Consider the following 14,222-nt stretch of genomic DNA (forward strand, 5'->3'; position numbering starts at 1 on the left):
TTAGGAATCCGTGAACATTGATGCGCTAGCTGTAGCGCTTCCTGCAGCTTATATGGCCTCCCATGACCCAGAACCGCACCGCAGACGTCACCCGCACCACAAAGGAAACCGAAATTTCGGTGTCCGTTAACCTTGATGGCACCGGCAAGGCCGACATAGAGACCGGGATCGGCTTTTTTGACCACATGCTGGACAGTCTGGCGCGCCATTCGCTGATCGACCTGAAAGTGCGCTGCAAGGGAGACACCCATATCGACTTCCACCATTCGGTTGAAGACACCGGCATCGTCATCGGCCAGGCCATCATGAAGGCGCTTGGCGATTTTGGCGGAATCACGCGCTTTGGCCATGCCTATATCCCCATGGACGAGACGCTGACCCGAGCCTCCATCGACCTCTGCAAGCGCCCCTACCTGATCTGGAAGGTGGAGTTCCGGCGCGACAAGATAGGCGAGATGGATACCGAGCTCTTCAAGGAGTTCTTCCATGCCCTTGCCGGCAATGGCGGCATGTGCCTGCACATCGAGAACATCTATGGCGAGAACAACCACCACATCGCCGAAAGCTGTTTCAAGGCAACTGCCCGCGCCCTGCGCACGGCGATCACGGTAGACCCGCGCCTCGGCGGCAAGCCTGCCAGCACCAAGGGCAGCCTCTAGGGGCTGCACCCTTCCCTGCCTTAGCCGGTCGGGTCTTCATCTTTTGGCGCAACGCGCGAGACGAGCACCTTGTCGAGGCGCCGCCCGTCCATGTCGAGCACCTCAAAGATCCAGCCATTGACGGTGACCTTGTCGGCCAGCGCAGGCACGCGCTGAAGATGGTGCATGACGAGACCGGCAACGGTTGAGAACGGATCGTCATCCGTGCCGATGTTTGACGCGCCAAGCATGATCTCGATATCTTCGACCGCCATGCGGCCATCGATAAGCCAGCTGCCATCCTCACGGCGCTGCGGGCGGTCGAGACCATCGGCGAGCGAGAACGCCACATCACCGGCAATCGCGCCCAGCACATCGGCCGCCGTGACAATGCCTTCGACATGGCCAAGTTCATCGACCACCAGCGCCATCTGCACCGGGCTTGCCTGCAGGCTTTCCAGGACGCTCAGCACACTCATCGTTTCCGGCACGAACATCGGCGGATGACCCGCCTCTTCAAAATCGGGAACGGAAACCCCGCGCGAGCGCGCCAGGAGATCCTTGGCCTGAACAAAACTGATCACGTCTTCCAGATCGCGGCGCGCCAGGGGGAAGCGGGAATGTCCACTCTCTGCGATCTCTTTGAGAAGCGCGTCGGGCTGGTCATCAAGGTCCAGCCAGACAATTTCATTGCGCGGCGTCATGATCGAGCGCACGTCGCGGTCTGCCAGGCGCATCACACTTCGGATCATCGTGCGCTCGCCGGCATCGATGGCGCCGCTGGCGGCGCCCTCTTCAATCATGCTTTCGATTTCTTCCTCGGTGACGCTGTCATTGCGCGTCTTGCCAAGGCCAAGCAGCATCAGGAGAAGATTGGTCGAACCCCGCAGGATGAACACGACGGGAAACGCAATCTTCGACAGCATCGCCATCGGCGGGGAGACCACGGCGGCAAACGCTTCTGGGGCGGCGAGCGCGATGCGCTTGGGTACGAGTTCCCCGATGATCACCGACAGGTAAGTCGTAAAGACGATCACCACACTGAAGGATATCAGCGCCGCGTGTTCGGCAAGGCCGGGCGCAACCGATAAGATCATCGGCTCGACATCCTCGGCCAGCGCCGTGGCGCCATAGGCGCCCGCGATGATGCCGACCAGCGTGATGCCGATCTGCACGGTGGAGAGGAAGCTGGAGGGGTCGTCCTGCAGTTTCAGGGCGGCGCGGGCGCCAACATTTCCTTTGTCAGCCATAAACTGCAGCCGCGCGCGGCGGGACGAAACAACGGCAAGTTCCGACATCGCGAAAACGCCGTTAAGCGCAATCAGCGCCAAAAGGATAAGGAGGTCCATGGTGGCGCTGGATATGCCGTAAACAGCAGGTTTCGCCAAGCGACTTTTCTGGCCGCCGCTTAATTGCCATGGCCCCCTCCCCCCGCTAAGAGCGCGGCCATGACCCGCCTTGCCCTCATCGATTACGGCTCCGGAAACCTGCACTCCTGCGCGCGGGCGCTTGCCGCTGCCGCAGAGGATACGGGCAAGGTGATGGTTACCGCGCGGCCCGAGGATATCCTTGCCGCCGAGCGCATCGTGCTGCCGGGCGTTGGCCACTTTGCAGACTGCGCGGGCGCCTTGCGCGCCATTCCCGGCATGGTCGAGGCGCTCGAAGAAGCCGTCTTGCGCAAGGGCGCGCCTTTCCTCGGCATCTGCGTCGGCATGCAGCTGATGGCAGACCTTGGCCTGGAAGACGGGGAAACACGCGGCCTTGGCTGGGTCCACGGCGTCGTCGAGGCGCTCCAGCCTGCGCCGGGCCTGCCGGTGCCCCATGTAGGCTGGAACGAGCTGATGATCCCCTCGCCCCATCCGGTGCTCGAAGGCCTTGGCGAGACGCCCCACGCCTATTTCACCCATTCCTACGTCTTCCGCCCGGAAGAAGAGGCGGATGCCGCCGCCTGGTGCGACTATGGCAGCCCGTTTGCCGCCGCCATCGCCCGCGACAACCTCATCGGCACGCAATTCCACCCCGAAAAGAGCCAGCGCCTCGGCCTGACGCTGCTCGCCAAATTCCTGAAATGGAACCCATGACCTTCACCCTCTATCCCGCTATTGACCTGAAAGACGGCGCCTGCGTGCGCCTGCTGCGCGGGGAGATGGACGCCGCCACAGTGTTCAACACCGATCCCGCCGATCAGGCCGCCGCCTTTGCGCGCATGGGCTTCGCCCATCTGCATGTGGTCGACCTCAACGGCGCCTTTGCCGGCGCGCCGGTCAACCGCGCGGCGGTCGAAGGGATCCTCAAGGCAACGCCTGCACCGGTGCAGCTCGGCGGGGGCATCCGCACGCGCGCGCAGATCGACGCCTGGCTGGAGGCGGGCATCTCCCGCGTCATCCTCGGCACCATTGCCCTGCGCGATCCGGAACTCGTAAGGACCGCCGCCCGCGCCCTGCCCGGCCGCATTGTGGTGGGCATCGACGCAAAGGATGGAATGGTGGCCGTGGAAGGATGGGCCGAGACCAGCGACATGAAAGCCACTGAGCTCGCCAAGGCATTTGAAGGCTGCGGGGTCGCCGCTATCGTGGCCACCGACATTGGCCGCGACGGCCTGAAAACCGGCGTCAATGTTCCGTTCACGGCAGAGCTCGCAAACACCGTCTCCATCCCCGTCATCGCCTCAGGCGGCGTGCGCGACGTAAACGACATCCGCGCCCTGAAGGCCTCGGGCGCTCCGATTGCGGGCACGATCTTAGGGCGCGCACTCTATGATGGGGATATTGTGGCGAGTGAGGCGATTGGAGCCGCTTCAGCATAAAGGCAACTGCGTGATCGAAAGCGGAGATGATTTTCTTCCCGAAATCCGTTGATTGCTCGCGAGCATTGTCATCATCGCTGTTTGCATGCCCTTTAAAGTGCCAGTGATCTCAAGATTTACACTGGAAATCGGTGCCATCCTGTACGTCTCGCTGCACCTCATCTGGCGGCCGCTTTATGTCAACACCGGCATACTCTCCGATCCGCCATCTCAGGTCATGACTTTTGGAGAGGCCTTACAGAAGAGCCCTGCAGAGGCGGTTGATGTGGGCGTCGGGATGTTCGGGTTCGTTCTTATTGCAGCAGTCAGCATGCTGGTCCGGTCGGCGCGGTAAGCGCTGAGTCGCTAGCGGGAGAGGGTGCGTTGCACTTAATGCACCCTGCGGGGTAGGCGGAAAACCGCCCCTAGCCCACCCGCGCCAGCGGCGGCATCGGGCCGTCCCCGAACACCATCACGCGGTTCTTGCCCGCCCGCTTGGCCCAGTAGAGGGCTTCGTCGGCGCGGCTGAGGAGGGCGGAGAGACTTTCCTGTCCGGTTTCGCGGCAGAGACCGAGGCTGATGGTGACCGGGCGCGTGAGGCCCAGCGCCGAATGATCCGCGCTCGCCACCGCGCGCACCAGCGCTGCGCAGGCCGCCTGCGCGTCTTCGGGGCTGGCGAACACGCCGGCGAGAGCAAACTCTTCTCCGCCGAGACGCGCTACAAGCCCGCCGGGCGGAGCGAGCGCGCGTAATACTCCGCCCACGGAGATAAGAACGCCATCCCCGGTTTCATGGCCGTGCTCGTCGTTCACGCGCTTGAAATTGTCCACGTCGGCAATCGCGCAGTAAAAATTTCCCTGCCCTGCATCGCCCTGCATCTGCAGCACGCTGGCGGTGGCAAAGAAGGCACGCCGGTTGGGAAGGTCTGTCAGCTCGTCCACATTCGCCAGCCGGTGATTTTCCTGCGCCAGGCGCTCTGCCCGCATCTGCGCGCGCAGCAGGAACCAGCTGCAGGCGGGCGCAATGATCATCGGAAGAACGATGCAGGAGGCATACACAGAGGAAATATCGATAACCCCGTCGATCTGTATCCAGATGTAAACCGGCACAAACGAAAAGAACACCGCCGCCGCCGTGATGATCACGCAGGTGCGGATGGCCTTCTGAATGTCGTTCGATTGCTGCATTCGCCCCGTCCAAAACAAGGGGCAACACTAGCCTGACATGCTTAAAACGGCCCCCGGAAGACCTGTCAAATTTCACCGATCCCGGAAAGCCCTAGCGGCGTCATCGCGCCGAGGAGAGCGGTCGTCGCAGGCGCCGCCGTGTGCGCAGGGCATGGGCCATGTCGGTTTCATCGCCGCCCGGGGCGCCTTGGCCCGCGTCCAGCTTCGACAGGCCCGCCGCCAGGCGCGCCAGGGTTTCGGCTTCATCCTTCTGCAGGCGCGCGGCGGTTGCCTGCTCCAGTCGCTTCATGTCCATATGTCTCATCTCCCTTGGCTTACTTTTGAAGTTCGCGTGTTCGAGATCAGCCGCCCAGGCTGCCAGTATAATCCAGATTGGGCCCCCTTCCCACCCCGCCCCCCTTACGGATAATTTGCATTCGCGCGGCTTTGGCGGCAAAGGAGCGCCCATGCTGAAAACCCGCATCATCCCCTGCCTCGACGTGAAAGACGGGCGCACCGTGAAGGGCGTCAATTTCGTGGACCTGAAAGACGCCGGTGACCCCGTCGCCCTTGCGCGCGCCTATGACGCGGCGGGCGCCGACGAGCTCTGCTTCCTCGACATCACCGCCAGCCATGAAGGCCGCGGCACGCTGCTGGAGACCGTCAGCCGCACGGCAGAGGCCTGCTTCATGCCGCTCACCGTGGGCGGCGGCGTGCGCTCGGTGGAGGATATGGTGGCGCTGCTGCGCGCGGGGGCAGACAAGGTCGCCATCAATTCGGCCGCCGTGGCAGACCCGGCTCTGATCTCCGCCTGCGCGGCAAAGGCCGGACGCCAATGCGTGGTTGTGGCGATTGATGCGCGCGCGATGGGCGACACCTGGGAAATTTTCACTCATGGCGGGCGCAACGCCACCGGCATCAACGCGGTGGAGTTTGCCCGCGAGGCCGCCAAACGCGGCGCGGGCGAAATCCTCCTCACCTCGATGGACCGGGACGGGACCAAGTCTGGCTATGACATTCCACTGCTGAAGGCGGTCTCGTCGGCTGTTACCATCCCGGTTATCGCCAGCGGCGGCGCGGGCAGCGTGGCAGACTTTGCCCCCGCCGTGCTCGAAGGCGGGGCGAGCGCGGTGCTTGCCGCCTCCATCTTCCATTTCGGCGAAGCCACCCTGGCTGAGGCCCGCGCGGCGCTGGCAAAGGCGGGCGCCCCCGTTCGCACGGTCTGAGCGTATTACTCCGCAAACACCGGTTTGCGCTTCTGCATTTCCGCCATCACCGCTTCCATCTGGTTGGCGGTGCGCATCACCTTGTTCTGCTCGTCGCTTTCCATCTGCAGCAGCTCTGCGTCGGTTGCGTCCTGCATCGCATTGAACAGGCGCTTGGCGCCCTGCATCGCGGCGGGATGCTTGTTTGCAATCACGCGAGCGAGCGCCAGGGCGTCGTCCAGCGGGTTTTCACTCACATGCGTCGCAAAGCCCAGCACCTGGGCCTCCGTGCCCCTGAATTCGCGATTGGTGTAGGTCAGCTCACGGAGCACATCATCGCGCACATTGCCGCGCCAGAGCGGATAACCCGCCATGTCCGGCACGAGGCCCCACTTCATCTCCATGATCGCGCAGCGCGTCTCGGGATGTATGAAGCGGATGTCGGCGCCCGACAGGATCTGGAAGCCCCCGCCAAACGCCACGCCATGGGCGGCCGCGATCACCGGCACGTTCAGTTCGCGCCAGCCCCAGGCAACATATTGGGCAAGGTTGGCGATACCATGGCTGCGTCCGTCCAGATTGCTGGTGGCGTTGCCCTTCTCGGCTTTCTTCTCGCCACTGCCTGCGCCCCCGCCGGTAAAGTTAGAAAGATCGAGCCCCGCGCAGAACGCGCGCCCCTCGCCGGAGAGCACCACCACGCGCAAGCTCTTCATGGTTTTCAGCTTGTCGATCGCCTCCGCAACCCCGGCAAACATGGCGGGGTCGAGGGCATTCATCTTGTCGGTGCGGTTGAGGCGCACATCGGCAATGCCGTCTTCAAGCATCGTGATCAAAACGCGGTCGTTCATCTGGGTCGTCCTCCGGAACTTTGAAGGGAAACTGGCGCCCTTCCGCTGGGGACGTCAAGCCGCCCCTTCTCGCCCTGCGCCGAAGAAGCTAAAGGTTCCCCATGACCGCCAAAGCCCCCCTCGCCTCGCCTGACCGTCTCGCCGCTGCGCTCGCTCATCTTGCCGGCACCATCGACGCGCGCGCCCTTGAGGGCGACGCGGCTTCCAGCTGGACGGCCAAGCTGCTCGCCAAGGGCCCCGACGCGGCCGCCGCAAAAGTCGCCGAAGAAGGCGGAGAGCTGGCGCAGGCTGTTCGCGCCGAAAGCGATGAGCGCGTGGCGAGTGAAGCGGCCGACGTGCTCTATCACGTCTTCGTCGCCCTCCGGTCGCGCGGGGTTGCGCTTGATGCTGTCGCCGCGGCGCTCGAAACACGCCAGGGCATTTCGGGCATCGCCGAAAAGTCCGCGCGGACCGCGGAGGACTGAAAGAATTCCAACGGCGTTCGAGTTTATGGCCCCGCCGTTGAAGCTTTTTTGGAGCTTTTATCCACGGGATAGGCCGCAACAGACCTTACATGTCTTTCGGGGGTTTCAGGCGGCGCTTGGTCTGGTGGGTGTCCACCTTCTCGCCGTCGGGCTTTTCCCCGCGCATGTAATGGCGCTGCCAGCGCGCCTTCATGGCGTTTTCCTCGCCGGATTTGAGGCGGGTGTTGAAATCGGCCCGGCTGTCGCGCCAGCCTTCATACTCCTTCACCAGCTCCTTGTTGGACCTTAGCGCCTTGCGCTCCGGGGTGATCTCTTCCAGCCGCTTGTGTTCCATAAGCGTAATGAAAGCAAAGGGTTCGCCCTTCTTGAAGACCACCTCGCCCGGCCGGGTCATCTGCCAATTCATGGTGAAGGGAAAGGGCAGCCAGTCTGTTTCCACAAGGCCCGTGAGGGGGGCAATCCCGTCCTTCGGCCAGTTCGGCGGGCCGGTCACCCAGACGCCCCAGCCCGGCGGCGTGCGGAAGAGGTGGCCTGTGTGGAAGGTGACGATGCCGCGCATGAAATGGCTGTCGGCAAAGCTCGAAATCGCGTTCGGGTCGCCCCGTGTCAGAAGCTGAATGTCTTCGTTGCGCGGCCCGCCATTCCATTTGATCTTGATGTCCATCGGGCAGAGAATTTCCCAGCCCGTCGAGTTCGCCATGGTCAGCGGCAGGCAGCGATAGGGATGGCGATCAACGAACGCATCCATCCATTCGCGGTCAGACCGGGCAGGCACGATTTCCGGCGCAACATCGTAAATCTTATAACATTCAAGGCGCATGGGGTGGCTTTCCGCTTCCTGGCTGCTTGACGGGCAGGCAAAGTCCTGCCCCAAAGGGGGCCATGCCTGCAAGCCCTGATGACCTCTTCGCCTATCTCGACCAACTTGGCATCGCCCACGCCACCACCTGGCATGAGGCCATGTTCACGGTCGAGCAGTCCTCCGCCCTGAAGGCAGACATGCCCGGCGCCCACACGAAAAACCTCTTCCTGAAGGATGCCACCGGTGATCTCGTCCTGATCTCGGCCGAGGCCCACCACCCCTTGAAACTGAACCAGCTTCACCGAAAGATCGGTACAAAGCGTCTCTCTTTCGGCGCGCCGGAGCTTATGACGGAGGTGCTTGGCGTCACGCCCGGCTCCGTCACCGCCTTCGCGCTGATGAACGACCGTCCGCCCCGGGTGCGCTTCCTTGTCGATGCGATCCTTGCGGGCTCCGGAACCGTGAATTTTCACCCGCTGACCAATACCGGCACCACCGCCATCAGCCAGGCCGATTTCCGCCGCTTCGTCGAAGCGACTGATCACGGCTTTGAAATCGTGGACTTTTCCGAGCTCTAGAAACAAAAATCCCGGCCAACGCTTGGCGTGGCCGGGATCTTCAATCGCTCAGTTAGGAAAAGCCCTGCGCCTAGGCGTCGACTTTCTCCGGCTTGATGATGCCGCGATTGAGCAGCTCTTCGGCAATCTGCACAGCATTGAGGGCAGCCCCTTTGCGCAGGTTATCCGACACGCACCAGAAGGCCAGGCCATTGGGCGTGGTGGGGTCATGGCGGATGCGGCTGATATAGGTAGCCCACTCGCCCACGCACTCTTTGGGCGTGATGTAGAGGTCTTCCTTGGGATCATCGACCACCATGAGGCCGGGGCTTTCCCGCAGGAGGGCGCGGCATTCATCCGCCGACATGTGGCCGATGGTTTCGATGTGAACGGCTTCGGAGTGGCCGACAAAGACCGGCACGCGCACGCAGGTCGCGACCAGCTCGATGCTCTCGTCGACGATTTTCTTCGTCTCCATGCGCATCTTCCACTCTTCTTTCGTGTAGCCGTCCTCCATGAACACATCGATCTGGGGGATCAGGTTGAAGGCGATCTCCTTCTGGAAGACCTGGGGGGCGGGCTCGTCATTGACGAATATCCCGCGCGTCTGGTTCCAGAGCTCGTCCATGGCTTCCTTGCCGGCGCCGGAGACCGACTGATAGGTCGCCACAACGACCCTTCTGATGCCGACGGCATCATGGATCGGCTTTAGCGCCACAACCAGCTGCGCAGTCGAGCAGTTCGGATTGGCGATGATGCCCTTCTTATTGTAGCCCATGACGGCGTCGGCGTTCACTTCCGGAACGACCAGCGGCACATCCGGGTCCATCCGCCATTGGGACGAGTTGTCGATGACAATGGCGCCCGCCTTGGCGATCTTCGGCGACCACTCTTTTGAGACCTTGCCGCCGGCCGACATCAGCACGACATCGACGCGGCTAAAGTCAAACTGCTCCAGATCGTGGCATTTGAGGGTGCGATCTCCATAGGAGACTTCCTTGCCAATCGAGCGGCGCGAGGCGACTGCGAAAACTTCATCGGCGGGAAAGAGTCGCTCGTCCAGAATGTTGAGGAGTTCCCGCCCGACATTACCTGTGGCGCCGACAACCGCGATGCGTGTGCCCATGTTTATCTCCTCTGATGCATGTTCGGGGGCTATATGGCCCATCTCGTGTGTATCTTAAAGCGGCTTGTGCAATTCCCCCGCGTCGGGCAGGACTGCCCCGGACTTAACAGGGCGGAGCAGCGACCATGCTCGACGAGATCATCCGCAAATACATCGCGGCCTATAATGAGCGCGATATCGACACGATGCTGACCCATGTGACCGAAGACGTTGTCTTCGAGAACATCTCCAATACCGGCCAGTCAATGCGCCTGGAAGGCAAGGAGATGATGCGGCAAGTGGCCGAAGTGTCCGGCAACGCCTTCTCCTATCGCCGCCAGCGGCTGATCAATTTGGTCTCCGGCGCGGGCAAGGCAGCGGCAGAGATCGAATTTGAAGGCCGCGCCGCCGTAGACCTGCCGACCGGCGTCAAGGCGGGCCAGTCGGTCAAGGTGCGCGGGGCGAGCTTCTTCGAATTTCGCGGCCCCCTGCTCTGCCGGATTGCAGATTACAGCTAGGCGCTTGCGCGCGTCGCCGGCCGCCGCAGATTGGCCGCAAGGCCTTCGCCCATAAGGTCGATAAAGTTCTCCGAATAGAAGCACTCGACCTGTCCGGGCGTGCATCCGGCAAGGGTTTCATCGAACCGCTTGAGCGGATTCCGGCCGCCTTCGACATGGGGATAGTCTGAGGAGAAGAGGCAGATCTCATCGCCTGTATTCCGGATGATCCAGCCAGCATCCTCGTGCGGATAGGGCGCGGCGCGGAACTGGCGGCGGACAATGTCGGAAGGTCTGGCGGAGAGCTTTTGCAGGCGCTCCTCACTGCGCCCGAAGGCATGGGCCGCCGAATCCATGGACCGCATCCATCCTGGAACCCACGACGCGCCGAGCTCGATGGCGCCCCATTTCAGCTTCGGAAACCGGTCGAATACACCGTCGAAGATAAGCGTGGCAAGCGTCTGCATCGCGGCATTCGGGATCGGCATATAGGAGACGGAAGTGAAGTTATCGTCGCCGCCATGGAAATCCTTGACCGGCGGCAGGCCGTTTTCCTTGTAGACGGGGTTGAGCTTCTCCTCCCCGCCGACATGCAAGAGGATTGGCAGGCCCGCCTCCTGGGCCACGCGCCAGACCGGATAGAGCCCGATATGGCTGGGCGCGTGCTTCTGCGGGCAGATCGAGGGCACCATGAGCGCCTTGGCGCCGAGCTTTATGGCGAGCTTCGCGGTTTGCTCTGCTCTCGGAAAGTCTTCCAAAGGCACATAAGCAACTGGCAAAAGCCGCCGGTCAACCGAGCAGAAATCCGTCATCATCCGGTTGTGGGCATCTGCCGCCGCATAGCAGAGCTCCATGTCACCGGATTGGTCGAGCCCGAAATTTCCGAGGCAGAATGTGGTGAAGACAAGCTGGCTTGCAAAGCCGAGCCGGTCCATGACCGCCGGGCGGTCTTCCCGGCGGAATGATCCGAGTGCTTCATAATTCTTCTTCAGGAGGATCGCGTCCCCAGCTGCGGCGCGATAGGCCGCGTCTTCGTGCCGGGCGCGCTCCTCATTCATCCAGTGGGCGTGGGAGTGTTTCCATTTGAAGACTGGCAGATCATGGTATCGCGCCAGAAGACGCGCCTCGAAATAGGGATCGAGACAATCGGTCATCTCCATCAGATGACTGTCGGCATCATGGATCAGCCGCCCGGCAGCATACGACATAGCTTGTTTCCTCCGCTATTGTTTTGAGCGGAGGATGTCACAAGGCTGTCTGCTTGTCCAAAGCCGCGCTTCTGGCGGCGACTACAGCGCGGAGATAATCGCGTCGGCCATCTGGCGGGTTGTCAGCTCTCCGCCGAGGTCGCGCGTACGGGCGCCGCGGTCGAGCGCCTTGCCGACGGCCGCAAAGAGCGTATCGGCGGCCTTTTCTTTGCCGAGTGACCAGCGCAGCGCCATTTCCAGAGACAGAATTGCGGCGCAAGGGTTTGCGATGCCCTGCCCGGCGATGTCCGGCGCAGAGCCATGCACGGGCTCATAGAGCCCCGGCGTGCCCGGTGTGCCGAGCGAGGCCGATGGCAGCATACCGATTGAACCCGTCAGCATGGCAGCTTCATCCGAGAGAATGTCGCCAAAGAGGTTGTCTGCCAGGATCACGTCGAACTGCTTGGGCGCGCGGACAAGCTCCATCGCGCAGGCATCGGCATACATGTGGGAAAGCTCAACGCCGCCACCGAACTCGGCATGGGCGAGGGTGACTTCCTGACGCCAAAAGAGGCCCGATTCCATCACATTTGATTTTTCGACCGACATGATCCGGGACTTGCGACCGCGGGCAATCTCGAAAGCGATGCGGGCAACCCGCTCGATCTCCGGATGTGTGTAGACGGCGGTGTCATACCCCCGGCGCAGGCCGCCTTCCTCATCGATGCCGCGTGGCTGACCGAAATAGACCCCGCCCGTCAGCTCACGGACGATCATGATATCGAGGCCCTCAACCCGGTCCCGCTTAAGGCTGGAGGCGTCCACCAATGCCGGAAAGCAGAAGGCGGGGCGAAGGTTGGCAAACACATCGAGCCCCTTGCGCAGGGCAAGGAGGCCAGCCTCCGGACGCTTGTCACGGGCGGCCGCGTTCCATTTGGGACCTCCGACAGCGCCCAGCAGTACGGCGCTCGCCTTGCGGGCGCGCTCGAGCGTCTGTCCGGTCAGGGGCATGCCATGGACGTCATAGCTGGCGCCGCCGACAAGCCCCTCCTCGATCTGAACATCGGGAATGAGGGCTTCAGCGATACGCCGCGCCTGGGCGACAACTTCCGGGCCGATACCATCGCCCGCAAGCAGGAGGAGTGTCTGTTTCATTTATGGTTTGTGCCTACTTCGGCATTGAAACGCCGCTGCCCCGATTGGACGAGCGGTCGAGGAGGCTGCGCGCATCAGCGTTGGTTTCCTTATCCACGGCTTCCCATTCCTGCTTGGACAGGCAGATCCGTTTCGGGAAATTGGTCCCCATCTCTTCAACGCGGCGGCAAACTTCCGGGCTGTCAGCATTTGCCAGCTCAGTGGTGTCTGAAGACGTCGTTGTGCAAGCAGCAACGCCAACCAGGGCGGCGACGGCCATTGCGGAAAAATTTGCTTTCATGTCTGGTTCTCTCTTAACAGACCAGGGGAGGATCAGCAGCTGCCTTCGGCCTGGGTTGAACAGCCTGTGTTCAGTCGCTGGAAGCCGTCTACAGCTGATTTTGCATTCTCGGCCATGAGCTTGTCAAATTCTTCCCAGGCTTTTTCCGACTTGCACTCTTTTGCCGGAAAGCGGGTTCCGGTCACCTGCATCGCGCGGCATTTGATGATCGTGCCGTCGTCAGCTGTGTTGCCTTCCATCGCGGTCGTGATCCTGGCATCCGCAGAAAGCGGGGCGCCGGCTGCCGACGTCGCGCAGGCGGCCATGGCGAAGGTCGCGGCCACGCCGGTCAGCATCTTGAGTGAATTCAGCATTCTGCTTTTCCTGGAGCTCGGGGGTCAATCGATTGGCAAGCGTCTTGAAGCCGCCTTTACGGGCCGACCCGGTTTGTGGGTGACGGTGATGTGGGTCAGCAGGTGCCGGTAGTGGAACAGCCCGTATTCACACGCTGGAACTTGTCGGTCTCATTCTTGGCATTCTCTGCCATCAGCTGATCGAATTCCTGCCAGGCCTTTTCAGACTTGCAGTCTTTCGCCGGAAAGCGGCTGCCGGTGACCTGGATGGACCGGCATTTGATCAGGGTTCCGTCCGGCGCGGTCTGGCCTTCGATGGCGGCACGGACTTTGTCTGCTCCCGCGGCCGCAGAGGCGCCTGACGTGGTTGTCGTGCAGGCGGTCATTGCAACCACGCCAAACAGCGCAACAAGGTTGGTTCTGTGGGCAAGTGCCATTTGGCAACTCCGTTTGGGGTGTCTTTCGATAGCAAAAGCTATGGCAGCGGTTTCTGCGCGTTGCAATTGAATATCGATAAAGTTTTGTCCCTTGGAACCGTGTGCGCCAATTGCCAACGATCCGCCTAATTGCGGGCGGGTTCCAACCAGGGAGTAGCCAGGCGCCGCTGATCTTCAAACCGGTCTATGTCAGAGGCCGCCGTGAGCGATGCGCCGATCTCGTCGAGCCCGGCCATCAGATTGGATTTACGGCCGGGATCAACTTCGAAGGCATGGACTTCGCCAGACGGTGCGGTCACGGTCTGCGCCTCAAGGTCCACCGAAAAGAGGTGGTTGGGGCCACCCGCTTCAGCCGCCAGTTTTTCGCAGACGCCTGCCGGCAGGCGGACCGGGAGTATGCCGTTCTTGTAGCAATTGTTGTGGAAGATGTCGGCAAAGGACGGCGCGATGATGCACGTAATGCCCTGATCGGCGAGCGCCCATGGCGCATGCTCGCGGGAGGAGCCGCAGCCGAAATTATCTCCGGCAATCAGGATGCTCGCCTTGGCATATTGCGGGCGGTTGAGCACGAAACCGGGATCTTCAGACCCATCCGCCCGTGTTTTCAGCTCATAGAAAAGGCCCTTGGCGAGCCCGGTGCGTTCGGTCGTTTTCAGGAACTGTTTCGGAATGATCATGTCAGTGTCGACATTGGACATGGGCTTGCCCTTGTCCATAAGCGGCGCGGCGGTTCCGTCGAGGCGAATGAAAGGTGTCATGGGATC

Annotated in this window: 20 protein-coding genes; 8 read left to right on the top strand and 12 right to left on the bottom strand. The window is 62.0% G+C overall.

Translation table 11 applies throughout. From position 1 onward, the window contains the following. The first annotated feature begins 62 nt into the window (after window positions 1-62). Window positions 63-659 (top strand): imidazoleglycerol-phosphate dehydratase HisB, encoded by a 597-nt coding sequence (hisB, locus tag KG722_RS02915; RefSeq protein WP_213269306.1) that lies wholly within the window; start codon window positions 63-65, stop codon window positions 657-659. Between the two features lie 20 nt (window positions 660-679). Here hisB and KG722_RS02920 read toward each other — a convergent pair whose 3' ends face one another. After that, window positions 680-2,026: a hemolysin family protein gene (locus KG722_RS02920; RefSeq protein ID WP_213269308.1), complete on the bottom strand. Its 1,347-nt coding sequence runs from the start codon at window positions 2,024-2,026 to the stop codon at window positions 680-682. Between the two features lie 60 nt (window positions 2,027-2,086). Between KG722_RS02920 and hisH the strand changes: the two genes are divergently transcribed. The 3 genes from hisH to KG722_RS02935 are packed head-to-tail and all read left to right on the top strand — an operon-like array spanning window position 2,087 to window position 3,778. Further along, window positions 2,087-2,719: an imidazole glycerol phosphate synthase subunit HisH gene (hisH, locus tag KG722_RS02925; protein ID WP_213269310.1), complete on the top strand. Its 633-nt coding sequence runs from the start codon at window positions 2,087-2,089 to the stop codon at window positions 2,717-2,719. After that, window positions 2,716-3,444: a 1-(5-phosphoribosyl)-5-[(5-phosphoribosylamino)methylideneamino]imidazole-4-carboxamide isomerase gene (hisA, locus tag KG722_RS02930; protein ID WP_213269312.1), complete on the top strand. Its 729-nt coding sequence runs from the start codon at window positions 2,716-2,718 to the stop codon at window positions 3,442-3,444. Before hisH ends, hisA begins: the two co-directional genes overlap by 4 nt. A 52-nt stretch (window positions 3,445-3,496) precedes the next feature. Next, window positions 3,497-3,778 (top strand): hypothetical protein, encoded by a 282-nt coding sequence (locus tag KG722_RS02935; RefSeq protein ID WP_213269314.1) that lies wholly within the window; start codon window positions 3,497-3,499, stop codon window positions 3,776-3,778. Between the two features lie 70 nt (window positions 3,779-3,848). On the opposite strand, the gene KG722_RS02940 is transcribed toward KG722_RS02935, so the two are convergent. Then, on the bottom strand, window positions 3,849-4,610 hold the full coding sequence (locus tag KG722_RS02940) for a GGDEF domain-containing protein (protein ID WP_213269316.1): 762 nt from the start codon (window positions 4,608-4,610) through the stop codon (window positions 3,849-3,851). Window positions 4,611-4,710: 100 nt separating this feature from the next. Continuing rightward, entirely contained in the window at window positions 4,711-4,905 is a 195-nt protein-coding gene (locus KG722_RS02945; RefSeq protein WP_213269317.1) for a hypothetical protein, read from the bottom strand. Between the two features lie 151 nt (window positions 4,906-5,056). On the opposite strand from KG722_RS02945, the gene hisF reads away from it, so the two are divergent. Continuing rightward, window positions 5,057-5,815 (top strand): imidazole glycerol phosphate synthase subunit HisF, encoded by a 759-nt coding sequence (hisF, locus tag KG722_RS02950; RefSeq protein WP_213269319.1) that lies wholly within the window; start codon window positions 5,057-5,059, stop codon window positions 5,813-5,815. 5 nt (window positions 5,816-5,820) lie between these two features. Here hisF and KG722_RS02955 read toward each other — a convergent pair whose 3' ends face one another. After that, window positions 5,821-6,642 (bottom strand): crotonase/enoyl-CoA hydratase family protein, encoded by an 822-nt coding sequence (locus tag KG722_RS02955; protein WP_213269321.1) that lies wholly within the window; start codon window positions 6,640-6,642, stop codon window positions 5,821-5,823. A gap of 101 nt (window positions 6,643-6,743) precedes the next feature. Between KG722_RS02955 and hisE the strand changes: the two genes are divergently transcribed. Then, window positions 6,744-7,106 carry a phosphoribosyl-ATP diphosphatase gene (gene hisE, locus KG722_RS02960; RefSeq protein ID WP_213269323.1) on the top strand — a complete coding sequence of 121 codons (363 nt, stop codon included), beginning with the start codon at window positions 6,744-6,746 and terminating at the stop codon, window positions 7,104-7,106. An 85-nt stretch (window positions 7,107-7,191) separates the two neighbouring features. Here hisE and KG722_RS02965 read toward each other — a convergent pair whose 3' ends face one another. Then, window positions 7,192-7,926 carry a DUF6065 family protein gene (locus KG722_RS02965; protein ID WP_213269325.1) on the bottom strand — a complete coding sequence of 245 codons (735 nt, stop codon included), beginning with the start codon at window positions 7,924-7,926 and terminating at the stop codon, window positions 7,192-7,194. A 62-nt stretch (window positions 7,927-7,988) separates the two neighbouring features. Between KG722_RS02965 and KG722_RS02970 the strand changes: the two genes are divergently transcribed. Next, the gene (locus tag KG722_RS02970) at window positions 7,989-8,486 is read left to right on the top strand and encodes a prolyl-tRNA synthetase associated domain-containing protein (RefSeq protein ID WP_213269327.1); all 498 of its coding nucleotides are present in this window, start codon (window positions 7,989-7,991) and stop codon (window positions 8,484-8,486) included. 70 nt (window positions 8,487-8,556) lie between these two features. Here the strand turns inward: KG722_RS02970 and KG722_RS02975 are convergent, their stop codons facing one another. Then, window positions 8,557-9,591 (bottom strand): aspartate-semialdehyde dehydrogenase, encoded by a 1,035-nt coding sequence (locus KG722_RS02975; RefSeq protein ID WP_213269329.1) that lies wholly within the window; start codon window positions 9,589-9,591, stop codon window positions 8,557-8,559. 125 nt (window positions 9,592-9,716) lie between these two features. Here KG722_RS02975 and KG722_RS02980 point away from each other — a divergent pair, with 125 nt between their 5' ends. Then, window positions 9,717-10,088 (top strand): nuclear transport factor 2 family protein, encoded by a 372-nt coding sequence (locus KG722_RS02980; RefSeq protein ID WP_213269331.1) that lies wholly within the window; start codon window positions 9,717-9,719, stop codon window positions 10,086-10,088. Here the strand turns inward: KG722_RS02980 and KG722_RS02985 are convergent. The 6 genes from KG722_RS02985 to leuD all read right to left on the bottom strand — a co-directional run bounded on the left by KG722_RS02985 (window position 10,085) and on the right by leuD (window position 14,216). After that, the gene (locus KG722_RS02985; RefSeq protein ID WP_213269333.1) at window positions 10,085-11,275 is read right to left on the bottom strand and encodes an amidohydrolase family protein; all 1,191 of its coding nucleotides are present in this window, start codon (window positions 11,273-11,275) and stop codon (window positions 10,085-10,087) included. The genes KG722_RS02980 and KG722_RS02985 overlap by 4 nt on opposite strands. Window positions 11,276-11,356: 81 nt before the next feature. Beyond that, window positions 11,357-12,409 (bottom strand): 3-isopropylmalate dehydrogenase, encoded by a 1,053-nt coding sequence (gene leuB / locus KG722_RS02990; protein ID WP_213269335.1) that lies wholly within the window; start codon window positions 12,407-12,409, stop codon window positions 11,357-11,359. Window positions 12,410-12,422: 13 nt separating this feature from the next. After that, entirely contained in the window at window positions 12,423-12,689 is a 267-nt protein-coding gene (locus KG722_RS02995; protein WP_213269337.1) for a hypothetical protein, read from the bottom strand. A gap of 32 nt (window positions 12,690-12,721) precedes the next feature. Then, on the bottom strand, window positions 12,722-13,042 hold the full coding sequence (locus tag KG722_RS03000) for a hypothetical protein (RefSeq protein ID WP_213269339.1): 321 nt from the start codon (window positions 13,040-13,042) through the stop codon (window positions 12,722-12,724). A 95-nt stretch (window positions 13,043-13,137) separates the two neighbouring features. Then, on the bottom strand, window positions 13,138-13,458 hold the full coding sequence (locus KG722_RS03005) for a hypothetical protein (protein ID WP_213269341.1): 321 nt from the start codon (window positions 13,456-13,458) through the stop codon (window positions 13,138-13,140). 125 nt (window positions 13,459-13,583) lie between these two features. Further along, window positions 13,584-14,216, bottom strand: coding sequence for a 3-isopropylmalate dehydratase small subunit (leuD, locus tag KG722_RS03010; protein ID WP_213269343.1), 633 nt, complete (start codon window positions 14,214-14,216; stop codon window positions 13,584-13,586). Window positions 14,217-14,222: the final 6 nt, after the last annotated feature.

Origin of the sequence: Hyphomonas sp., assembly GCF_018402285.1 — a bacterium.
Taxonomy (GTDB): Bacteria; Pseudomonadota; Alphaproteobacteria; order Caulobacterales; family Hyphomonadaceae; genus Hyphomonas.